At 69.2% G+C, this 24813-nt stretch carries 7 protein-coding genes; all 7 read left to right on the top strand.

Annotated features, from left to right (window positions below):
- Positions 1 to 757 precede the first annotated feature (757 nt).
- The 7 genes from AB0I88_RS32155 (at position 758) to AB0I88_RS32125 (ending at position 24729) form a co-directional block, all read left to right on the top strand.
- On the top strand, positions 758 to 6745 hold the full coding sequence (locus AB0I88_RS32155) for a DEAD/DEAH box helicase (RefSeq protein WP_361033230.1): 5988 nt from the start codon (positions 758 to 760) through the stop codon (positions 6743 to 6745).
- Positions 6742 to 9108, top strand: a complete 2367-nt coding sequence (locus AB0I88_RS32150) for a hypothetical protein (protein ID WP_361033227.1) — start codon at positions 6742 to 6744, stop codon at positions 9106 to 9108. Before AB0I88_RS32155 ends, AB0I88_RS32150 begins: the two co-directional genes overlap by 4 nt.
- Before the next feature lie 74 nt (positions 9109 to 9182).
- Complete coding sequence (locus tag AB0I88_RS32145) at positions 9183 to 15371, top strand: hypothetical protein (RefSeq protein ID WP_361033224.1); 6189 nt, start codon at positions 9183 to 9185, stop codon at positions 15369 to 15371.
- Between the two features lie 639 nt (positions 15372 to 16010).
- A complete protein-coding gene (locus AB0I88_RS32140; protein ID WP_361033221.1) occupies positions 16011 to 17282 on the top strand; it encodes a hypothetical protein in 1272 nt (423 codons plus the stop codon).
- 69 nt (positions 17283 to 17351) lie between these two features.
- Positions 17352 to 18587 (top strand): hypothetical protein, encoded by a 1236-nt coding sequence (locus AB0I88_RS32135; RefSeq protein ID WP_361033218.1) that lies wholly within the window; start codon positions 17352 to 17354, stop codon positions 18585 to 18587.
- Positions 18584 to 21928 carry a hypothetical protein gene (locus tag AB0I88_RS32130; protein ID WP_361033215.1) on the top strand — a complete coding sequence of 1115 codons (3345 nt, stop codon included), beginning with the start codon at positions 18584 to 18586 and terminating at the stop codon, positions 21926 to 21928. The genes AB0I88_RS32135 and AB0I88_RS32130 overlap by 4 nt, the downstream gene beginning before the upstream one ends.
- Positions 21925 to 24729: an RNaseH domain-containing protein gene (locus tag AB0I88_RS32125; RefSeq protein ID WP_361033212.1), complete on the top strand. Its 2805-nt coding sequence runs from the start codon at positions 21925 to 21927 to the stop codon at positions 24727 to 24729. The genes AB0I88_RS32130 and AB0I88_RS32125 overlap by 4 nt, the downstream gene beginning before the upstream one ends.
- Positions 24730 to 24813: the final 84 nt, after the last annotated feature.

Raw genomic sequence — 24813 nt, 5'->3', positions numbered from 1 at the left:
GAGATCGAGATCTCGGTGATGGGCAAGACCGAGGACCGCGACAGGATGTACGAGCTGGGCGCCCGCCTATTCACGATCCACACCGGCGGCCCGACTCCCGACCTAACCGAGCTACGCGAATTTCTGGCCTGGCGCGACAAGCTGAACGCATAGCATCGCGGCGATGGGTTATCACTAGATCGATAATGGCCCCTCGCAGATATGCCTACTCCTGTTCGCAAGTGTCATGACGATTCACACCAAAGGCGCTGCTCTCTAGACCGAGATCCTCAAGGAGTCTTGTCACGCTCGGGAGCACCCGGCTCCACCTATGCAGGCCGAATCGCGCCGCCCGCTCCCCGGAAGAACTCACGTCCGCTGCTGGCACTGCAACGACGTCGCACTTGGATGCTCGGGTTCACAGCGCGATCAGGATGGCTTGCAGAGCTGCCGCACCGGCTCTCGCATAGCCCGCATATGGAGGCGGGCACCAGCGGACACGCAGGGCTCATCGGCCACTTTCTACCCACCAGCCTGTCGCGGGGGGCCACCTCAACGTCTTGATCAAGGCGACAAACGGGGTGCGCCTTCAGCGCATCGGCAAAAATGTCGCAGAGTGGGTTCACAATCAGCGGACATCCTTCCGTTAACGGGTACCGACCGGCAGGGTGGCAGCAAACAAGCACGGCGCGGGGGTGGTCTTACGGGCACGGCAGGCGCACGGGAACGGCAGCTACAGGCGTTACTTGCCGAAAGCGGCCCCTGCGACGGCGATCGGTTGCTGGCTATCGCCCGCGTGCTGTGGCCGAACATCACCGCAATCCGGTTGCGGGCCCTCACCGGCAAGGCCCTTGCCTCCGGGTTGATCCGTGACGACGATGGCCTGCTGTCCGCCGTGATCACCGACCCGAAATCCGATTCGGCCAGGCCCGGCGAGAGCCGGCGGCCGGGCCCGCTGCGGGCCGTAATTGTCGACGTCGAGTCGGTGGTCTACGTCGACGCCGATCATCCGCACGGTGATCGGCGGATCTACCAGCTCGGCGCGGTGCGCCTCTCCGCCGATACCGAATGGGTGGCCGACCGGCCGCGGTTCGACGCCTGGCTGCGGTTGCCGGACGCCAACTGGGAGCACCGGTTGCGCTCCGCCAACGTCCGCGAGCGGTACACCGCCGCGGCGGGCGACCCCGGACAAGCACTCACCGAGCTGCGCGACTACCTGGCCAACGCGGACGTGCTGATCGCCTATAACGGCGTCGGCGCCGACTTCCCAATGCTCGACGAGGCCGCCGACCGGGCCGGGCAGCCCCGGTTCGGCGGCCTCCGGCGCGTCGACGCGCTGTACTTGGCGTACGCGGTGTGGCCGCACGCCACCTCGCACCGTCTCGCCGAGCTAGCGGCCGACATCGGCGTGCCGGCCGAGGGACTGAGTTGGCATGATGCGGCCGACGACGCGGAACTGACCAGCCGGCTACTGCTGCAGGCCGCCACCGTCATGGCCAGTTGGGACCCGGACCTGCGGGCCCTAGTCCAGGCCGCTGGCACTGGGTCACCCGGCTGGGAGTTGCTGGCCTCGCTGCTGCCCGTCGGTACCCCGCCACCGGCCGTGCCGGACGACGCGCTGGTGGCGCAAACCCTCGCCGACGTGCTGGCCGCGGTGGACACCGGCGGCGGATTCCAGCCGGTTCGGCGCGGTCTGCCGGCCGCGACCGTACAGGTTCCGTTGTCGATCCGTGACGACGCGGGCGGTGTCGACCCGCATGCGCTGGCCGAAGCGGCCGCTCACGGCGCAGTCGAGCGCCGCCCGGCACAGCAGGACATGGCCCGGCTGCTCACCCGGCAGCTCGCCGCAGGACGCGATGTGTTGTGCGAGGCGCCGACCGGCACAGGAAAAAGCTTCGCGGTGCTCGCCGCCGCACTGCACTGGCTCGACGGCGATCCACGCCGCCGGGCGGTGATCGCCACCTATACCAAGGCGCTGCAGAGCCAGCTGGCCGGTGACATCGACCGGCTCGCCGATGTCGTGCCCGGGCTGCTCGCCGCGACGGACCTGGTCAAGGGCGCCACCAATAGGCTGTCGCTGCGGTCGCTGGTCACCGCACTGACGGACGCCGCACAGGCGGCCACGAGCCGCAGGCCCAGCCGGCGGGGCTCGACCCGGGCTGGATTCAGCGAGCATCCCGGCTTCCGTGAGGTGCTGATCTACCTGGTGCGGCGGCTGGTCACCGCAACGACCGCGCCGCAGAGTTGGCTCGCCCGCAGTACCGACCCCGTCGACATGCCGATCTTCCTCGGCGAGTACGTCCAGGGCATGTGGGGACCGCTGCTTGGGGTGTGGCTGCGCGGTGTCAGCCAAGACGCCGATGACTATCCCCTGGGCTCGGCAACACCGTTGACCGAAATGACCGATAGCGTCGGCGAGGCCCTGGCTGGACATCGGCTCGTGATCGCCAACCACGCGTTGCTGATGAGCCGCGCCGACGTGTTCACCGACGACACGCTACTGGTAGTCGATGAGGCGCACGCGCTCGAGCAGGCCGCCACCGGCGCGGCTAGCGCTGAGATCGAGTATCGGCTTGTTGAGAACATGGCCGCCGACCTGCGCCGCTGGGCCAACGAGAACTCCGGACCGCCGGGCCTGACCACGCTGGTCCGGGAATTGGAGGAACAGCTGGACACCGAGGTGCTGCCTAAGGCGGCACAGGCGGTGTTCGACCGGGCCGGCGGTGCTCCAGGCGCCCGGTCGGCGACCCTGGCCAGCCCGTTCGGCGGGCTCGGCGGTGACGCCCCCGCCCGGCAGATGCTCACACGTCTCGACGCGCTCGCCCGGCTGGCCAGTGCGATCCACAGCCGACTGGCCGGCTACCTGAACACGCAGGAGGCTCGCGGCTGGCCGTGGTGGGACCGTGAACGTCTCCGGTCCCTCGCCTCCCGGATCGCCGCCCTAGCCGACGCGGCCGGCCAAATCGTCAGCGACGCCCGCGATGTCCTTGACCCCAACGCCAGGCAGCAGGACGGTGGCGGCGTCGCGCCGGACGCCGAGAACCGTGGTGAGGACGACGGGGCCGGTAGTGAGCTCGACGGCGGCAGCAGTGCCGCCGCCGAGGAGTTGAGCGATCCGGTGAGCGCCGAAGAGGAAGACCTAGCCGACGACGAGGCCGTCAGGCCGCAGGTGGTCGCTCCCGAGGCGCCGGACTTCTCCAACCGAGTGGTGTACGCGATCGAACACGACCTCAGCGGACTCACCGAGTCAGCCCGCCGGTACGCGTTCACCGCCGCATCCGCCCCCATCGAGCTGGCACGGGAGCCACAGTGGCAGGCCGCCCGCGCCCGTTTCGCCCACGTCTTCTACGTGTCCGCGACCCTGCGGATCGCCGATGGGTGGGACTACATCCGTGGCCGACTCGGGCTCGGCACCGAGGTCGACGCGGTCGCCCTTAATGGTCCTTTTGACCTGGCTACCCAGGCCAGGCTGGTCTGCTTCAGCGACTTCCCCAGCTGGGCGGAGCAGGAAAACGGTGCAGTTCGCACCGTCGCCCATCAGCTCGCCGGCTATGCCCGTGAGATCGTCCGGCCGGCGGCGCCGGACGACAACGCACTGCGTGATCATTACGATCCCGGCGGCCAGGGCTGGACCGGTGGAGCGCTGGTGCTGACCACCGCCACCCGCGCCGCAGCGGCGATCACCGACCGGCTGCAGCGTGAACTGCCGACCGCCGCGCCGGGGGTGCCGATCGCAGCAGCGCCGCTGCTCGGTAACGCCCGCGCGGCGCGGATGTTCACCGGCACCGGTGGGTTCTGCGTCGCCACCCGGGGCATGTGGCAGGGCGTCGACTTTCCCGCCGACAGGCTGTCCCTAGTGTGGATCAACAAGTTGCCGTTCGCGCCTTTCGCCGACCCCGTGGTCGCCGCCCGCCGCGCCGCGGTGGCCCGCCGCGCCGCCGACGCCGGGCACCCGGACCCGGACCGCGTCGCCACGGAGGACTACTACCTGCCGCTAGCGGCGATGGACCTGCGGCAGGCCGTCGGCCGACTCATCCGGTCGCGCCGACACCGCGGGGTGATCGTGATTAGCGACCGTAAGCTCGCAGGCCGGACTGCGCTACGCCGCAGCTACCGCAAGGTCTTTCTCGAGTCTCTCGATCAGGGCCTGTTGATCGCCGATCCGGGCACCGGCGAGCCGGCCGGCGGCAACGTGACCACGATGGCCGACGGCTGGGAACGAATCTGGCGGTTCCTGGCCGACGCCGGGCGGCTGGGCCCGGAGCGGGCCGGGCAGCTTTGTGATCCGGCAGCGCTGGAGGAGCACACGCTGCTACCGGCCACCCGCATGATTCGCCGGGCGCGGCTGACCACAGCCGAGGAGGCCGCAGCCCGCGCCGATGGCACCCTCGCCGACCTGCTCGTCGAGCGCTGTGAGCGGATCGCCGGGCACCTGCGGTTCTCCGACGACCCGCTGCCGCTGAAACCGCAACAGCGGCAGGTGATCCGCGCGGTGGCCGAGGACCGTGACGCGCTGGCGTTGCTGCCGACCGGTTTCGGTAAGTCCTACACCTTCCAGCTGCCCGCGCTCGCCCTACCCGGTGTCACTGTGGTGATCTCCCCGTTGATCGCGCTGATGGCCGATCAGGCACTCGAACTCAACGCCAGTATCGGCGGCGCGGTCCGCGCCTTGGTCGGGCCGATGACCGAGTCGAATAGCTGGCGCGGCAAGACGGAGGTCGCCGAGCAGCTAACGGGTGCCGGCAGCCACGACATCGCCCTGGTGTACGTGTCCCCGGAACGGCTCGGCAATCGCCGCTTCCAGGAATGGCTGCGCGCGGCCGCGCAGGCCGGGATCCTGCGCCGGGTCGCCGTCGACGAGGCGCACACGTTCGTGCAGTGGGGCGACGACTTCCGGCCCAGCTTCCGGCGCGCCGCTCAGCTGCTGGCCGAACTTCGCACCCGGTACGGGGTGCGGGTCACCGCCGTAACTGCCACCGCTAACCGCAGCGTCCGCCGCGGGCTGCGCGGCGGCCTGTTCGCCCTGCCGGCAGAACCGGAACCGGGCGAAGAACTGGTGACGGTCGCCGCCGACCCGCTTCGCCCTGAACTGGCGATCTACCGGCGGGCGCTGGCCAAAGCCGGCCCCAACGCGGTCGCCGGGCTCACCGAAGCCGTGACCGCCGCCTGTGATGATCATGCGATCTTCTACTGCCTGACCGTCAAAGAGGTTGACGCCCTGTACGCGCACCTGCGGGAATTCGCCGGGGATACCAACCGGCGGGTGCGGCGCTTCCACGGCCGGCTCTCCGAAGCGGAGAAGTCCGCGGTCCTCACCGAGTTCCGAGAGGCCGCGGCCAAGGGCGATGACGGTTTCGCGCCGCTGCTGATCGTCGCGACCAGCGCCTTCGGGCTCGGCGTCAACCGCGGCGACATCCGCTGCGTGTTCGTTGTGTCACCGCCCACCGATCTCGCCGCGCTGTACCAGCAGCTCGGGCGGGCGGGCCGGGACCAGGCTGGCCGCGCGGCCGGAGGCATCACCGCCGCGTCCTACGGTCTTGCACTGGGCACCGGCCGCGGGCTGCGCACCGTCGCGTGGATGGCCGCCCAGGGACTCGGACCGGTGACACTGCGCGCGATCGGGCAGGCCGTGCTGGCCGCCGGCCGCCGCACCGGGGTACTCGACCCGGACCATGTGACCGACGACTGCATCGCCGCTGATCTGGCCGCCGGGCGGCTGTCACGCGACGACGCCCGCAAGACCGCCACCGTGTCGCAGTACCGGTCGGTTGTGATCCGGGCCCTCGCGGTCCTCGCCGACGCCGGGGTGGTCGACGACGGCGGTGACTTCCCGGCCACCGTCATCCTCACCCCGATCGAGGAACCCGCCGAGGTCGGCGAGCACACCCTGGCCGCCACTGCCGCAGCGATCATCGCCCTCGCGGCGGCGTCACCCGGCCGGCACAGGATCACCGAGTTGCACCGGCGGCTCGGCGACGCGGTGCCCGGCTACCGTTTGCTCGCCGACGACCCGGCGCAGACCTGGGCGGTTCTGGCGGCGCTGCACGACCTCGGCGTCACCGACGTGTCGCAAGCCGGCAACAACCGCACGCTGGTCGCGGTGCGGCCCCGGCACGCCGGCGGACCGCTGCCGGAGGATTTCCTGCTGACGATGACAGGCAACCGGGCCCGGCGGCTCGCCGACCTGCGCGAGCTGCGCGACTGGTACGACAGCACCGCGTGCGCCAACGAGGGGTTCGCCGGCTACTTCGCGGTTTCCGCCACCGTGGAACTGCCCGAGGGCACCTGCACGACGACGGCGTGCCGGTGCTCGTCCTGCTGGGCTGCCAGCACGATCGCGGAACCGCAACCGGCACTGCTAACCGCGTTCAACACGCCACGCCCGCGACCGTCAGCACGCCGCGACGCCGAGCCCTACCGGCAGGCACTGCAACGCTATGTGCGGGCCCTGCTATGGGACAACTACCGCGGCCTGACCGCCACAATGATCCACCGGGTACTCCGCGGAGACGAGACGTATCTGTCCGCAGCCACCGGCCGGCGCCGGCCGCTGTGGCCGGGCCTCCTCTACCACCGGCTGCGCGGCGTCGACCCCGGCATCCGGCTCCACCATGTCGAGCAGTCCCTGCAGGCGCTGACCGAACAGGGAAACGTCGTCGCCGACGGCCGGGTCTGGCGGCTGCGCCGGCACGCCGACCGAGACGCCACCCGCGCCGCAGCGCACCAGGCCGCTTCGCCGGGCGCCGGTCAGGCAGCGGCGGTATGACCGCCGCCGTGATTCCGCTGTGGCGGCCGGTCGACGACGAGCCGTTGTTCGTACCGGAACTGCTGCACGGCCCGGACGCCGTCGGCTCCGCACTGCGAGACCGCATCGTCGGCTACCTCGCCCAGGTCGCCGCAGCCCGGCAGGCGCCCCTGCACACCTGCACCGCCTTCAACGCGCTGCATTTTGGCTACGACCTGGAGTATCGCGGCTATCGAGCCGAGGTTCTCGATCCGTCGCTGTTCGTGCCGCTGCGCCCAGCCGACACCGCCCGGCCGCCGCTGCCCGTCGGCACGTTCGTGCGTATCGACCGCGGCGGCGCCCGGGAACTGTGGGCCGAGGTGGTGGCCCGCTGGGGTGCCGACTCGCGGGTCGACGCCGACGGCTGGCTGCCCGCCGCGCTGTCCGGCGCGCCGATGCCCGCGCCGGGCGGCGAACCGGCCGTGGTGAGCGAACGCGTGGTCCTCGACATGGAGGCGTTCGGCGCGCCGCTGACCAGCACCGAACGGGCGGAACTGCACCGGCTGCGCCGCCGCGGCACCCTGCTTGACGCCCGCGGGCATCTCACCGACGACATCACCTACCCACCCGGCAGCCCAGATGCCCGCGACGACCTGGCCGGCTACGCCCGGCATCTGCTGACCGTCGCCCGGCCACTGCTGGTCGGCGGGCCCCTCGGCGGCCTGCTCACCAACCCCGACGACGACCGGCTGCTCAGCGCCGCGGTGCACCAGGCGCTGGCCACAATCGCGGACCTGCTCGATCACGCCGCCGGGCTGCGCCGCTGGCAGCACTATGCCGTAACCCAGGAACCGACCGCCGGTCACGACAGGCTGAGCCCGGCGCCGGAGGTTCTCGACGACATCGTGCGGGACTTGTCGCGCACCGGCCCAGTGCCCCGGCACACCGCGGTCTGGCCACTGGTAGCCGCCCGCATCGGTGAGCATCACGACCCGCTGGAGCTCACCGGGGCCGCGACCGTCATCATCCACCTCAACCTGGCCGTCGCCGACCTGGCCACCGGCGCCGCCCCGACCGGTGGAACGCATCTACGCATCGACGACGCCTGGCAAGCCGGTGGCGTCTGGCGCAGCCAGCGGTTGCCCGTGCCCGCCGAGGTCCTGGCCACCAATCCCCTCGTCCCGCTCGGCCTCGGTCACCACCCGGCGCCGGACTCCGGGGATACCGCGCCACCCGCCGAGAGCGAGCCGGCGCACGGCCCGCTCCTACCTCCCGCCGATGGCCGGCCGGAGCCGGCGGAGAAGGACGAGCAAGCGGCGGAAGAAAGCGACGAACCGGCTGGCCACGACACCGGCAAGGACCACTTCACCGATGTCACCGTGGCCGACAGCCTGCTGGTGTTTACCGTGGCCCTGCGCGAATCGTGCTGGGCTGACGGCGAACTGCCCTTGCCGGCCGCCGCCCACGGGGTGCTAGCCGACGGGACGTTGCTGGTAGAACTGCACCATGACGGCGATGTCCTCGACGACGCCGATCGGTTGCACCACGTGCAGCACACCAGCGATGTGCTGCACGGCATCGCCTGGCCGTGGACGTTCTACACCGGCATCAAACTCACGGTTGCTGCCGCGCGCGGCGCCCGGCGGCTCACCGTCACCACCACGTTGCTCGACGAGCCGCTGCCGTTCGGCGAGGAGTACCGGTGGGACGCCGACACCGCGATGCTTGCCGCGTCCCTCGGCCTGCCGGCCCCCGCCCGGACAACCGCCGCTGGCGACCAGCCGCCGAACCCGGATCCCGACGAGCCCAGCCCAGGTACGCAAGGCTCACGGCTGCGCGGCGTCGAGCAGCTCGACGGGCTGATCATTACCGCGGTGCGCCGGCACGGCACAACAGGAGCCTTTGGGGCGCGCCGGATGACCGGACCGCAGCTGATGGCAGCCCTGTTCGGCCCCGGGCTGACCGATCCGCCACTGCTACGACACATCATCTATACCTGCGAGCGGCTGGCTGCGACCGGCCAGCTGACCCGTGAACCCGGCGCGGGCCGCGCCGATCAGCCCGGCGGCACTGGCCCAGACACCTTCGTCTGGTGGCCGAACGACACCGCCCGGGACCAGGCTCGGCGGCATACCGAGCAGAGCCCCGTGCAGCTGCTGTTGCGCGGCGCGGTCCGCGAGCATTGGGTTCCGCCGTTCGCGCGACGGCTGCCGGACGGCTACCGGGCCAGTGACACCGCCCGCCGCACCTACGCCGCGTGGATCCGCCAGACCCGGGGCCCGGATGCCGACACCGCACTGCCGGACGGCTACACCTTCGTCCGCGGCGGGCCCCGCGGGTCGCTGTCCGACGGCAGCTGGCTGAAGCTGGCCGCCGACGCCGTCGAGGGCCGGACCCTCCCATGAACCATTCCCGTCTCACCGTGGTGCCGCCGGTGATCCGTCCCTCGTTCCCAACCGAAAGCGCAGGTTGACCCGCGATGGCTGCTCCCGGCCCACGCCCCGACCACGACCCCGACGCATGCCTCGACTGCTCTGACCGGCTCGATCCCGGGCTGCTTGCCGACCGGGACGCCGCGATCGAGCAGGTGACCGCCGCGTTGAGCGAGCTCGGCGACCCAGTCGCGGACGTGCTCGAGCGCATGAACGGTGACGAGTTCGCCGGCCTGGTGTGGAGCATGGAGCAGGCGCCGCGGCGGCGACTGTTGCAGAACCTGGGGATTCCCCCAGCGAAGCGGCCTACCCCTGTCGCCGCGGGTCATGGCCTCGCCAAATTGCGAAAGTGGCCCGGGGACGAGCGTGACCACGCCATCCGGCACGCGACCGGTCCCGTCGTCAGGACGATCGTGGAGACTTGGCGACAGCATCGGCATGACGACGATCTTGACGACGCCCTGATCGCCGTGTTGACCGCCAATCCGGAACGGGCCGACAGCATCCGGCTCACTGTGCTCACGCATTTCTGGGGAGCAGACCGGATGACGTTGGCGCTGCGGCTGAGCCTGCAGCACGGCCTCGCGCTGCCGGCCTGGCATGCCGCCGGCCTCGATCGGGTGATCGACGCGTGCCACCGGCTCGAACAGGTGTGGTCCACGGTCGTCGCCGTGCTGCAGCCGGAGTTCAACCCGGAGACCAACCCCGCCCCGACAACTACGCCGAACACTGAGCGGACGGTTGCTGCTGCCGGCGAACCCGATGAGCAGCCACCGGTGTCACCCTCGGACCCGACCGTCGACGAACCCGACGAGGAGACGGTCGGACAGCGCCATCTCCCCGAGCCGAATCAGGCCAGCGCGCCGGCCACCGGGACCCCCGCGGTGGCGCCTGCGCCACCTATGACGCCGGCCGCACGGGGCGAGTCCATAGCGATTGTCGAGGCACCGGCGCTCGGCAAACTCGAGGATGATCCCGCCGTGGCCTTGTCCCTGCACGCCGGCCGCCTGACAAGTTCGCACGAGGCGGCGCTGGAGGCGGCGCGAAAATGCGCCGACACGCTGGCCGCCGCTGGTGTACCCGACAGCCGCCTGGTCGCCGTCATCACCGCGTTCATCGACGTGGCCGGTGAAGCGCATCGACTGTTGGCCGACGTCGCACGGCCGGTGCCGGCTGATGCCGGGTTAGGCGACCTCACCGACGCTTTGCGGCAGGCCGCCGAGGCCAGCAGCCGGCACGGCCAACGCGCCCGGCTCGCCCCCCTCACCGCGGTGCGCGGGCCCGACGACGTCCGCGATCAACTCGACGAGATCTCAGGCTGGGCCGCCGAGCTGGTCGCGGCGCCGACCTGGACCCCCGAGCAGCAGCGTCAGGCCGACGGCCTGCGCACGCTGCTTGACATCATCGACTCCGCAGCGGCCGGTGACATGCAGGCGGCTGCGCAGGCACACATGGCTGCACAGCAGCAGCTGCCCGCGCGTCTGATGCCGGTGACCTACCCGGCCATGTTCGGCAACCTGCTCCTGACCACGGCCGCCCCGGACGATGCCAGCACAGCGACGGCCGGGTCGGCCATGGAGTCCTCGCCCGGCCCCGCGACCCCTGCGGTCAGCACCTCGACGGTAACCGCCGCCGACGAGGACGCCGTCGCAGCGGAATCCGTACCCGACACGGCGCCGGACCCGGTCCCGCCCCTGCCGCGCCGGGCGGACTCCACTCCGCCCGGCGCCACGGTCGCACTCTCCGAGCCCGTCGACACCGCGGGGCTCGCCCCCGACCCGCAGCCACCCGCCACGCTGTCACCGACGCCGACGGAAAGCCAGCCAGCGGCAACGTCGCCGAAAGAGCAGCCGCCTCCGGCCAGTGCTTCGACCGCGGACTGGACGTCCGCGGGCACGGTGACGATGAGCCGAGACCTGATCCGTACGCTGCTCGCCGCCGGCCGGGTCAGCCTCGCCGGACACGCCGCCCGGGCCGCCGGGGACGCCCGTACCGCCGACGCGCTGCATCTGTTCGCGCTCGCCGACGCCACCCGCAGCGAGACCTCCCCGATCGCGATGGCCACGCACGCGGCACTCGAGCAGGCGCAGCGCAGCGGCCCGGCCGGTGACCCACCGGCCCACCTGCTGATGTTCGCGGCGGCACTGCGCGTCAGCCTGGCCGCCGCCGACGCCACCGGCGGTGAGATCGTCGTTGAGTTGTCCCGCAGCATGCCGCACCTGCCCGCCCTCGGAGCGCTTGGCGACGCCATCGGCGCCGCGTCCACGCACGGCTGGCTGTACAGCGCCGAGGTACTGGCCGAGCTCGCCCCGATCGCGGGCGCCGACAACGACGTCGCGGCGGCGGTGGCGCGGGCCGCGGCCGAGGCCCGCCGGCCCCGCAACGTCGAATTCGTGCGCGCCAACACGATCATCGACCGGTGGTGGTCCCGGACCGGACTGATTGGGCGTCTACTGGACGCCGCCGCGCACGACCGGCAAGCCGAGGTCGAAACGGTCGCCGAGGACCTCCGCTGGTTGGTCAAGAACGTCGACAGCGAACTCAAGCGCGTCGACAGCGAACTGCGGATCGGTAGTGGCAAACCGTTGCAGGGCCAGGTCCGGCGGCGCCTCAAGACGATGGTCGACACCTCCGCGCACGCCGTCAGCGGGTGGATCGAGGTGGTCCGCGCGACTCAGCGCACCGCCGGCCGCGGCGCCGCCGCCTCGCCGTACCTGACGAACCTGCGCCAGGACGTCAAGCAGCTGTGGTCAGCCGCCGAGCAGGAACTCACCATTCTGGCCACCGAACGCCCGGAAACGTTGCTGGCGGAGGCTGCGATCGTCTGCCGTGGCAGTATCCGCCGCAGCGTCGGAATGCTCGACGGCGTCGCCCTCGGCGGCACCGATAGGGATCCCGGACAGGTGCTGAACCAAGACCTGCTGTGCGCGCCGGATCTCCCGATCGGCGCCGACGGGACACCGGGGCGGCCGGTCACCACCGCGGATGTGACCGCCGCGGCGGACACCAGCTGGCAGGACGCGTTTGCCGCCCGCCTGCAGCAGGAAGAGTTCGCCGCCGCGAATCGCATCATCGCCGCGGCGCCCGACGACGACCGGGCCGAAATGCGCCAGCGGCTGACGACGGCCGTAACGAACTCCCAGGACCAGTTGCGGGCGCTGCGGCGCACCGTCGAGCAGGAGGTAGCCCGCGCCGCCCGGCTGGGGCAACTGGATGAGGCTGCCAACAGCACCGTCACCGGGCAATTAGAGGCCGCCGACCCCGGCTCCGGTGACCCGGACTTCGGACCCCGCGACCTCGGAGTGGTGCGCCGTCGGCTGCAGGACATCATGGGTAACCTCCCCGGCTACCGGGAGCAGGCCCAACAGGTGATGCGCCGACGCGTCGCCGCGGAACCGGCTATCACCGGACCGGACGCCGACAGCAGGCGCGCGGCGATCATCGCCCGCATCGACGACGGAGACCTCGCCACCGCGGAGGAATACCTGCTGGCGGCGATCAACCAGGAGACACCGCCGACCGCGACGCCCAGCAGCGACCTCAGCGATTTCCTCGACCTCATCGACGCGCTGCCCGAGGGCATCACCAACCGTCTGATCGCCGACATCCGCGCCGGCCGGTCCGTCGCCGGCCTCGACTTCGGGCAGCTGCCCGACACCGACCGCGACGCCGCGGCGTCAGGGCTGGAGTCGGCGCTGGAGATACGGACCGCTCGGGCCGACACGCTGCGCTCCATAGCGGTGGCGCGGGTGCTGCGACTGGCCGGCATCGAGTTCACCACCATGACCCGGGTGGAGGGACTGCCGGGTGGAGGCCGTCGGACCTGGCGCGAGCTGAGCGGGGTGGTCCGCAACGGCAAGCCGCTCTCGCCCCGGTTCGCGTCGCTGGCCGGTGACCGGCAGCGCATCCTGGTGTGCTGGGGCGGCACCGAGATCCGCACCCTGATCGGCTGGCTCGAGCAGGACCACAGCGACCTGCCGGTCTTGGTGCTGCTACAGGCGCCTCTCGGCCGCCAGCAGCGCACCGACCTGGCGCTGGCTTGCGCCACGCGACCCGGCAAGCCCGTCATCGTACTCGACGACATCGCGCTTACCCACCTGGCCGCGCACGGATCCGGCCAATTCCCGAGCATGGAACGAATCCTGCTGCCGTTCGCGGCCGTCAACCCGTACGTGCCGCCCGGCTCCGGCGGTGTGCCGTCGGAGATGTTCTACGGCCGCAACCACGAACTGTCCAGCATCACCGATGGCCAGGGCCCGAACCTGCTATACGGCGGCCGGCAACTCGGCAAGACGGCGCTGCTGCACGCAGCCGCCCGCCGGTTCGTCCTGACCCGTAACTGGCGGGCCATCTACGTGGTGATGCCCAACGTCGTCGGCGTCGGCGTCAACCCGGCCGCCCTGTGGGACCGAGTCGCGGAGAAACTGGCCGAGCTGGACATCGCGGTTCCGAAGGGCCGCTGGAAGGACCCCGGGGACAAGGTTGTTGCCTCGATCAAGGCGTGGCTGGACGGTGATTCGACCCGGCGGCTGCTGTTGCTGATCGACGAGTGCGACGAGTTCTTCAACGCCGACGCCGACCGGGGGTTCACCGCCGTCACAGCCCTCCGCAACCTGCGCGACCAGACCGAGCGCCGGTTCAAGCCGGTCTTCGCCGGCCTGCACCAGGTGCAGCGGTTCGCCCACCTGCCGAACCAGCCGCTGGCCGGCGCCCACTTCGGTGAGCAACTCGCTATCGGACCGCTCAGCCCGGGACCGGCCTACCAGTTGCTGTTCACCCCGATGGAGGCGCTCGGGATCCGCTTCGCCGCCCCGGAGCTGATCCACCGAATCCTCGCGTACTGCAACTACCAGCCGAAACTGTTGCAGTTGGTCGGCCGGGCCGTGGTCGACGAGGCGGTGTCACGCCGGCCGGGCGGCCCGCCGTACGTGATCGGCGAGGAAATCCTCGACCGGGTCTTCCACTCGGCGACCCTGCAACGCCAGATCCGCGAGATCGTCCACCTCACCCTGGACCTCGACCCCCGCTACAAGATGATCGCCCTGATGGTGGCACTCGACGCTTACGAGCACGGCGCCGACCACACCCTGAGCATGCCGGAATTGCGGGTCGCGTGTGAACGCTGGTGGCCGGAGGGCTTCGCCGGGCGCGGCATCGACGAGTTCACCCCGCTGCTAGAGGAAATGCGTGATCTCGGGGTGCTGACCACGTCCGGCGGTCGGTGGCGGCTGCGCTCGGGCAACGTGCTGCGGCTGCTCGGCACCGCGGCGGAGATCGACGACGAGTTGTGCAGCGATCAGTGGAACACCGTGCCGACCCAGTCCTCGGCCGAGCAGGCCCGCCGGGCGGTGACCGCCGGGCTGGTGTCGCCGTGCACCGAGCAGCAGTTGTCCCGGCTGACCACCCGTGGCAACCACATCCGCGTGATTGTCGGGACCCGGGCCACCGCCGTCGGCAGAGTCCGCTCACTGCTGGAACTGGCGAAGGAGACCGGCGCTCGGTTCGCCCTGTCTGTCACCCGCACCGCGGCCGCCTACGGCACCCAGCTACGCCGTGGGGAGCCCGGCGGGGACCATCGGATCGTGCTCGACGATCTGACCGGTTCACCGGTCGACATGGTGCTGACTGCTATCGGGCAGGCGGAGAGGATCCAGCCCGACTCCGGGGTCTCGCGCACCGTGGTCGTGGTCGTCGATGCTGCCGTACCCGGCATGCTTGGCGCGGTCACCGGGACATCCGCGGTGATCGGCGCGGACCTGGTCGTGCCTCTGCGCCGTGTGACACCGGCCGGGCTGCGGTCGTGGACGGCGGAGAACGAGCCGCTGCACATGTTCCGCGACCATGCCAGCCGTAGCGCCCTAATGGACGCCACCGGCGGCTGGCCGCTGCTGCTGGACCGGGCCGTCGAGCTCGCCGCACAGCAGTCCCGAGCCACCAAGATCTGCGACCTGATCAAGCAGGAGCTCGCCGGGCGCGAGATGACTACCCAGTTGCTCGAGGCGACCGGGTTGCTCACCGAAGCACGGCTGACGGCGGCGTTCGAGCAACTAGTCGAGTACGACGAATCCGTGGACGAGGAGGAACTGATCGCATTGTGCTCCGACTTCGACGCCGACCCGGCCGGCGCAGCCGCGGCGCTGAAGCTACTAGACGTGCTGGTGCCATCTGGCAAGGACGGCCGGTGGCTGCCCGAGCCGGTCGTCCTGCGTGCCTGGCGGGTCGTAGGCAGCTTTTGAACGAACGACACCGCAACGCCCTCAAGGACTTTCCTGGACGATTCGCCCGTAAGGTGCCGATGCAGTGTCGGAGAAGCCGCCCGAGCGCTTGGACATCAACCGAACGGGCATCGTCCGCGACTACATGACCGGAGACGACCCGGATCGGGCATCGCTGGGAGATCAGTTCCCTGACAGCTGATCTCCCATGAGCGCCGCCATCGCCTTCATGGTCTGCTCATCCGGTCTTTTCACTCGCGCGCCCATGGTCCACCGGGTATTCCTCGGGGCACAGGCAAGGAGGGTGGTCTCGCGCTGCTCGGCCGCAGCGTGGATCACGTCCCAAGGCCGGCTCAACCATAACGACGCCAGGATCGGGGTCTGACGTGATTCGGTCTTCGAAGGCGCCGATTAACTAGAGAACCAGGCCGTTCTCCGGCTCGTATCAGAGCACACCGGGAACTTGCTGAGGCGGCTCGACTCTGTAGACGTCAACGTGCAAGAATCAAACATGTGTTCGATTACTCGTGGCTGTTACTCCGACGGCGAGGCCGGGCGGGTCTCCGACCGTCCGGCCGATCACGGGATATCGTCACAGGTGGTGACATGTGCGATGGCTACGGACAGCGTGAGTTCTGATCTCGAAGTGACGTGGTGGCGATGACCGCCGTCAACGCTGACGTGCTCTCTCCATCAGCCCGCAACCTAACCCCCGGCGCACTTACGGCCCGCAGGACGATATGCGGCTTTTCGCGGCGCGAGGTGGCCGCACTGACCGAGATGTCCGCTCGGGAGGTTTTCCTTTGCGAGGAAGGGCTACATCCAGTAACTCCGAAACAGGTAGAACGCCTAGCCAAGGCCGTGAACTGCCGCCCAGATGAGCTGATCGACGTCGAACCGGGTCGTGAGACGTTGACGGACCTTCGGTTCGCCGTCGGACTGAAGCTCGGAGACGCGGCAACCTTAATCGCTGCGACTCCCATCGGGAGGGATCTCCGCGTTTCGGCTGAGACGCTGTTTGCGCTGGAATCTGGCGAGCCTCTTCACGGGCAGGGATGGGACGAGCCAGAGACGACCGGCCGTTTGGTAATTGCGCTCGGGAAGATCTATGGGGCATCGACGCGGATGGCCTTGGACGCGTGGATGCGTACCCGGCCGCAGGAGCCCGCTCCGATCGTGGCGACGCCGGATCGAGGAGGCCCGTCTCGCGCGGCGATCACGGCGTGGGCATCGCTGAATGAACGTCAGCGGGTGTATCTGACTGAGATCATGCGCGACGACCGGATGACGGCCACTGAGATGTGGATGCGTCGGCTCCAGCGGGTGCCGGTCCCGAAGGCTGCTGAGTGGCGCCAGCTTCCGCTGGCTTTCAAGGGCGCACCATCGCACACGGGATACACGCGCCTGCAGGAACGCTTGCGTCGCCGCGGAGTTCATGACCCGGGCGTCGGCGGAACAGTGCACGCCCTTGCTCGGCGAGGCTTAGTGGTTGTAACTGAGGACATCATCGATCACCCTGACGCCGGCGAGGTGGTCCGGGTGCTGGTGGAGATCACACGGCGCGGCCGGGCCGCTGCCCGCGCCGGCCTGGATGAGCCCGCACAAGTTGATCACGAGCCCCATCTTCTATCGGAATGGCTGTGGGGTGTTCTCGTCCGGGTCGCGGCGGCCGAGCCCGAAGGATTGCCGGAGGACCGGCTGGCGGGCCGGGCACTTTTCTTCCTCGGCGTCGGATACCGCAACGCGGTCGGCGGGCCGCCGAGTCGAGGTTTAATCGAGTCGGTGGCGGTGTTGGCCGCTGGTGGGACGCACGTGGAAGAGTTTCGTTGGCGACTGACCGACCTAGGCCGGCAACATGTCACCGCGTTTGCTGATCTTTATCGTCGGCGGTACCCGCGGATCAACTGCGATGGACTCGACGGGATCGTCTGATTTCTGACACTACCCCTCGTCGCTTCGAGACCGATTTTTTGTCGGAGGGTAGGTCTAACATCCGGCCTCGTGACGAATGCTGTCGATGACGACACCAGCACACTAAGCGATCTTCACGCTCGCTACCTCGTGACCAAGGCGGCAGTGCATGCCGCGAAGGCGCTGACCAGCCCCGGGCGGAAACCCGAGCAGCGGCTGGAGACATTGATGGAGTGCCACGGCAGCGTTCTAGCCGCCCGTGGGCCCGGCAGCCCGCTGCCGTTCGGGCAGTTCCGCGATGCACTTTCGGGTGACCTCGCGCAGCTGCTGCCTGCGGGGGTCGAGCCGGTCGATCTCAAGGGACTGGCTGTCGTCGATCGGGACGGACAGGTCACCGAGAACGCGTTCGACCTGGACTTCGAGCAGCGGATGCTGCTGCACACCTTGCACAAGCTCCACCGGGCCACGGGCGTCGCGGGCGTACGGGAATTCCGTGAAGAGGTCGAGCAGGAGACGGTCTACCAGGCGCTGAGCAAGCAAGGCATCCAGTCGATCTACGAGAACGGCCGCGAGGATCTGATCCGCACTCCGGCTGGGCACACAGATGAGCTGGCGGAGCTGCGGTTGCCGCCGAGCGTGGCCGACTTCTACCAGGAGATCCCGTACGGCTCGACACACCAAGGCTGGTGGTATGCCTGCCCGATTTGCTATTGGCCGATGCGGCTGGTGCTGCGTAAAAGTGCTGGCCTGCTGACCGGCTCGGCGCGATGCTGGCACACCCCGCACGCCGAGATGGGGGCCTCGTACCTGTTCCGGCCGACCACCGACGGATCCGCCGCCGCGCTGCTTCCCGAGTCACGCCCGGACCGGCCCGTCGGCCGTGAGTCGGTGCTGTTCCCCGACCTTGACGTGATCCCGGAGCCGATGCCGGTGGACAAGCACAAGGCGCTGGTCCGCGGCGTGTGGCGTTACACCACTGTGCCGGGGATTCCCGAGCTGGCGTTACGCGACCAGTTGCATCAGCGTGGTCTGGCAGCGGAACTCTGGCCATCGCTGGACGCCTACGACTTGCGGGTGACGATTCCCGGGATCGACAAGCCCTTCAAGGTCGATGTCAAGGACTACACGTCGGCGACAACGCTCGGCAGCCTCATCCACGCGCAGGAGGGCGATCGTGGCGGCGCCGAATGGCTGGTAGTCCCGGACTACCGGGCCGGGCAGATTCCGCTGCTGTCCGAGGTGTGCGCCCGCTACGGCATGAAGGCGATCACCGCGTCGGCCTTCGGCGAGTTCGTCTGCGCGAGGGCGGGGGTGAAGTGGGCATGAGCGAACCCACCGTGCAGACCAGCGTCGTCAACGCCGCGCTGGCGCTGGCCGCCCACTACTTCCCCCGCCGTATTGCGGGCGATGCCCGTGACGCCGCCGGGTTCGCCGACGCCGCGTTCCTGCTGTCTGGCAAATACACGGCGTGGAACCGCTGGAACGGGCTCACCCACCCCGAAAAGCAGCGAATCGCGCTGCTTGGATCGGTTGCCCCGGCCGACCTGGCCGAGCACCGTGCCTTCTCCATCGCCGCCCGCACCATCCTCACACCGCCGGATCCCGGAGGCGTCGACGAACCCGTGCCCCTGGCGGCTTTCGAGCTTGCGGGGGAGAACCCGTTGAAGGCCGTCGCCGCGTACCCGCGTGTGGGAGGCAACCTGTTGGAGTACGCCGACCGGCAGACCGCCCGGTTCCGGCGCCCCAGCGCCCGCCCGAAACCGCCGGACTTCGCCGGCCCCGGAACGTGGACGACCCCGACGATCTACGTCAAGGACGGCGGTCAGATCTACGGCCGAGTGCGCATTCCCCGCTATCCGCACTTCACGGAAGCGTTCGACCACGACCGGCTGCCGCACGCGTCGACTGTCGCGTACGAGCCCGAGCTGCGCATTCCCACGCACGAGCTACTGGATCTGGCCGCGCAGATCGACGAACGGTTCCCGACCGACAAGCGGTTCCTGCACACCACCCTGTCCGGGCTGTTCGAGGTCTTGCAAACCACCGACACTGTCTCACCCCGCGACGCCATGACCATGTCGGCCAGCGGGCTGGAAATCTTTCATGCACCGACCGGCACCGGCAAGAGCGTCCTGGTCCGGGTCATGGCCAGCTGGTTCGCTTTGAACAACCGGCGTCTGGCCATCGTGCAGCCCGACATCAAATCCTGCCTGGCCATGACATGGAACATCCGCGGCGACCTGGCCCACCTGCAGACAACGCGCGCACTGGAGCACACGCCGAGTTGCGCGCACCTGATGTCCACCAGCGGGATGCACGAGCGGGCCGTCAAGCACGCTTCGCTGATCGACGAGGACCCCGGCTCGCCCGGTGACTGGGGGCTGCGCGGAGAACGTGACATCGACCCGCTCGCCTACGGCTGCGCGCAGCGGGAATTCACCGAGGCCACCGGTGACTATCCGCCTGGTCGCGAGCCATGCCTGTCGCTGGGCCGGCAGGGTGTCGGGATGTCGGCCTGCCCGTGGATCCCGACCTGCAGCAAGTTCACCCCGGTCTACCAGGCGTGCGACGCCAACGTAGTCGTCATGAACCACTTCCTGTTCCTGCAGGGCTCCCTGCGCATCGGCGTCAACCTCGACGGCCGGCCGGTGTACACGTTGACGGCCGCCGAGTTCGCGCTGCGCACCTGCGATGCTGTGCTCATCGACGAGGTCGACCAGTTCCAGTCCCGGGCCATCGAACGCTGCGCCAGCGACGTGAAACTGCACTCACGTCGCCACTGGACGTCCGCCCCGCAGGCAATGGACACCGACGCCAAACGCCTGCCCATCCACGATGAGAACGAGCTGCTGCCCTCGGTCAGCCACGTTCGGCTCATGGCCGAGTTTCTGCTGCTCAGCATCTGCCGCAACGCGCTGACCCTGACCGCTGTCGAAGACAAACGCGCCGCAGAACGGATCCCAGACCAGACCAGCAGTCGCTGGCACATGGCCCGCGGCCGCGACCGGACGCTCGCCACACTGCTGTGGCCGGACCTCGAACTCGGCGAGGCCGGTATCCCCGGCGAGGTCATCGAACGGATCAACGCGCTGATGCCCGAGCGCTACCAGCAAGAAGACCGGCATGGACGGGCAAGCGACCCGCTCGATCCGGTCTGGGCCGATGTCCAGCGCGGGCTGAGCGCGCTGGTCGGGCCGCGCGGCGAGACCTTGCTCGACGCTGTCAAGATCGAACTGCACGAGCTGCTGGAAGGTTCGATCACCGACGGGCACCGCCGCGCGCAGATCATCAACCTGCTGGCGACCCGCGCGGTGATGATCGAACTCGACGAGGCTCTGGCCGAGGTCCGCAAGACCGCCCAGCATTACCGGTCGTCCGGGTTGCGGTCCGCCCAGAAAATCGTCGAACAGTTGCAGAACTCGGCGATCACCGCCGTGATGCCGATCGGCATGCTCGGCCGTTCTCTGACCGGCTACCGGGTCACTGGCCTCGACGACCGGGAACGCAGCGCTGAACTGGTCGCGCAAACCATCGGCGGTGACCCGCACCTGTTCACCGCCGAGCTCGGCGGGATCGTTTCGCTGAGCCTGGCCGGCACGCAGCGGCCCGTCATGGGACTATCCGCAACCGCGTTCTTCCCGCAGGCGGTCCGCGAGCACGTACACGCACCAGTGCGTTGGTGGATGACCGACGCGCAAGCACGTTCCATCCGCGCCCGCAAACGCCGCGTCGAGTACGGCAAAGGCCACCCGCTTTTCGGCGAAGCGATCAAGGTGTCCGGTCTGCACCCTAGCCGCAAACGCGATGCCCTGATCGAACTCGGCGATCAGCTCTACGACCGCTACATCCGTAGCGAGTTGGAGAAGGCGGCCGCCAACGACCCTGACCGTGCCCATGTGCTGGTCGTGGCGAACTCCTACGAGCAGTGCGCCTGGCTGGCCCGCGGCATCTCCCAGTCCGGGTCTTACCGGTCCGGGCTGTGTGTGGCCGTGCGCGCCGAGGACCGGCACAGTCTCAACCCGGACCTGCCCCGCGAGGACCGTGCGGTGCGGCTGACCGGTGAGGAGTTCGAGACGTTCCCGGACCGGGGCAACATCCTGGTCGTGCCGCTGTCGCTGATCGCACGCGGGCTCAACATCGTCAAGGGCATCCGCTCCGCGGTGCGCTCGGTCTACCTATGCGTACGGCCCCTGGCGCTGCTCAACGAGCCGTCGGAAATGTACGCCAGCATCAACGCCGCCGGCATGCGGGCCCTGCCCGCAGGTGGAAGCAGCGACCCGATAGCCGCGCTTGAGGGTGCCCGCGACGCCGCGTGGGAACGGCTGCGGCTGCTGCTGCGCTCAGCCAACCAGTTCACCTCCATGCAGAAGTCGCTGCAGGAGGAAGTCGTCGCGGGCATGATCGTCGACCTGATCCAGCTCGCCGGCCGGGCCCGACGCGGCGGCACCGAAGCCGTCCTGCACATGGTCGACTACGCGTTCCATGAAGACACCTGGAGCGCTGATCTCGACACGATCCTGCGCCGCATCCACGCCAAATGGCCGCCCGAGGTGCGGGCGCAGATGAACGCCCTGTATGGCGAAGCGCTCAACGCGTTCCTGTCGTACGCCGGAATCGACCCGAACGAGTACCCCTTGATGCCCGCTCCCGGAGAAGAGGACGAGTGACCCCACAACGCCGTGCCCCTGGTCGCTATCTCGACACGCTCGCGTACCGGTGCACCCCTGACCTGGTCGGCGACGACGCCGTATATCTGCGGTATCTGAGCCCCGAGACCCGCTCCCTATGGGAGAACTTCGAACGCGCCTGCAAAGACCGGTACGGCAACGAATCAGCGCAGGCGCCGTACTCGATCGCCACCACCGTGCTCAGCGTGCTCAGCGGCGGGTACGTCTACTTCGAGCCCGGCGGTTTCCAGCCGTTCCTCGCGTCGCGGGAGCCGATCGACGACAAGCTGCTGTGCCGGGTGTTCACCCTCACCCACGGCCTTGCCCACGGTGTGGCGATCCACGAGATCGACCTGCGGCGGCCCCCGGAGGTCGCGCAGAGCATCGCCGACACTCCGCAGAAGAAGGAGTACCTGGCCCAGCACATCCAGCCGCAGACCGGTGTTCAGCCGGTCGCCCCGAACTGGGTGTACCGTACCGTCACTTGGGGGCTGGCGCAGAAGCTGGCCGGCCCATGGGCAATCCGCGACGGGCTCAGCGTCACGTTGCGCCCAGACGTCACCGGCGGCCTGGTCGTTCTCGACAAGCCGTGGGAGAGCGACCAGGGCGGCCGGTACGCGTTGTCACGTACCGCACTGAGCCTCGAAACGGTGCCGAACGTCGCCAACCCGGTGCTCATGGTGACCTCCCGGGTAACCCGGATCTCGGACTCACTGATCTTCAGCAGGACAGTCCTGGCGGTCCAGCCAGGAGAGAACCGGCCGATCCTCGAGGTGGGCTTACACGGCGGCGGCGGAGCCCGCACGATCAGCCGATACGCGCTCGAAGCACTCGGGCGCCTCGACATGGACTACTCGATCCTGCAAGCCATCGCGACCCGCTCGCAGGCCGAACAGCGGATGCGCGCCCAAGCCATCGCCGCGGCCGGCCCGGACGGCAAAGCAAAGCTGACGTTCCCCCGTGAACACCCGGGCCAGATCTGGCCGGTCCTGGCGAAGAACCGGCAGTTCCCCATCGGGGTCGGCACCGGCATGCACCACCTGCGCGTGCTCAACAAACACATCGTGGACCGGCTCGGCGACTTAGCCCAACCGATCGTCGCCCGCGCCACCACCCTCACCCTGCCGCACCGCCCCACCGATGCGGAGAAGGTGTCCAAGGCGGAGGTGGATCGGCGCAAGGCAGCGCGCGAGGCCGGCGCCGATGTGCGGCTACGCGGAAAAGGCAGCGCATTCCCCGACCCCGCCTCCATCGCCGCCGCGGTGAAGGCAGCTGGCTTCACCAAACTACGCCTGGTCTGTCTCTGGTACCGCGATGAGACCCGCCTGCGTATGATCGCGACCCTCGCCAAAACCTACGGCCTGGCAACCGAGGGCTTGGACCCACGCGACGGCCAGGAGATCGACCTCTACGGCGGAACGGTCACCGCGGTCTTCCATCTCATGGACGATTTCCTCGCCCACGGCAGCCCGCACGGCAGAACCAAGGCGCTGAAGCCGGCCGAGGCGGCTCTCGACTCCAGCGGCAGCGTGCTGGTCGGCACGTGGTGCGAAACCCACGTTCCTACTGCCGAGGATGCCCCCGGCCTCAAACCGGCCGAGTTGGAGGAGTTGGATGCCAAGCCGCAAACCAAGATGATCTTGGCTGGCCGGGACATCCCCAGCCAGTATCTGCTCGGCAAGAACGCCAAGGGCATCATCGCGCCGAAAACGCCCGACCACCCGAGTGAGATGGCGCTGCTCGACCTGTACCGGTCCCTCGGCATTATCGACGACCGCATCGCTAACGCCCTGCGTCCCGAAACCCGGCACGCCGCGTACGGGGCCGACCGCATCGCCCACGTCGGATTCCATATCCGCCAGCAAAACAACCGCAAACGCGAGAAGGGCGCCCCCAAGGCCGTCGTGACCGCAACCGCACTGGTCCCACCGACCGTCGCAGGCGATGTGTGGCAACTGCGCGGCTGGAGTTCGACCGCTGCTCGTTGGCAGCCCTACCGCTGCGCCCAGAACGAATTCCACGCCACGAACTACCCGAGCGAGACCGGCGGCAAGAAGTCCCACCGCCAACGGTGGGACGACATCGGGGCGATCATCGAACGGGCGCTGGAAGACCTCGTTGAAGAACTCGACGGCCGCCCCTACGTCGTCACCGTCGACGAAGACAGCGCGCGGCGCATCTGGGACGGTCTTCAGAACAGCAAGCAGGGACTGCACCCCGACACCCGCAAGAGCAAATACTGGCTGCCCGGCTACACCCTTCCCGCCGACGAACGGCCCGACGCGGTCATCCGTGTCAACATCGCCGACAACCGGGTGCCTCCGCCGATTGGCTACACCCACGTGCTCAGCAGCCGAGAGGAGGAGAAAGAAGGCGAGACGACCAAGGCGCTGTACGAGATCGAGACGGACTTCGGCACCCCCGTATGGCTGCTTTGCAACGTTCCCCGCAACTACGACGGCGGCAACTCCGGCCGGCTCGGCTCGAAGTACACCCGATGGGACGCGAAACACTCCGTCAACTCGGAGAACAAGGAAGAACGCCGGAAAAGCGAAATCCCCGAGCCGTGGTACTCGATGACCGCCACCGAAATCCTCCCCATTGCCCTCAACGACCGGGTCTCCCACGAAGCGCTCGCGTTCGCCACAGCCCAGCTCTGCCACCAAACCATCTCCTGGTCCGATCGCGCCCGCTACCCCGTCGCCCTACACGCGGCAATCCAAATGGATAATGACCATCCCCAGTACCGCCGCACCGCACAAACAGCCGACGAGGAAGCCGACCTCGACGGAGAGGAATAGTTCTAACGCTCGAACTGCAGGCTCCGCGCCATATCGGCGCGGGGCCAGCAAGCAGACTCTCGGCACGAGATCGGCCTCGGACCG

The sequence above is a fragment of the Actinoplanes sp. NPDC049802 genome, assembly GCF_040656595.1.
Lineage (GTDB): Bacteria > Actinomycetota > Actinomycetes > Mycobacteriales > Micromonosporaceae > Actinoplanes.
This window is presented reverse-complemented; position numbering and strand designations above follow the sequence as displayed.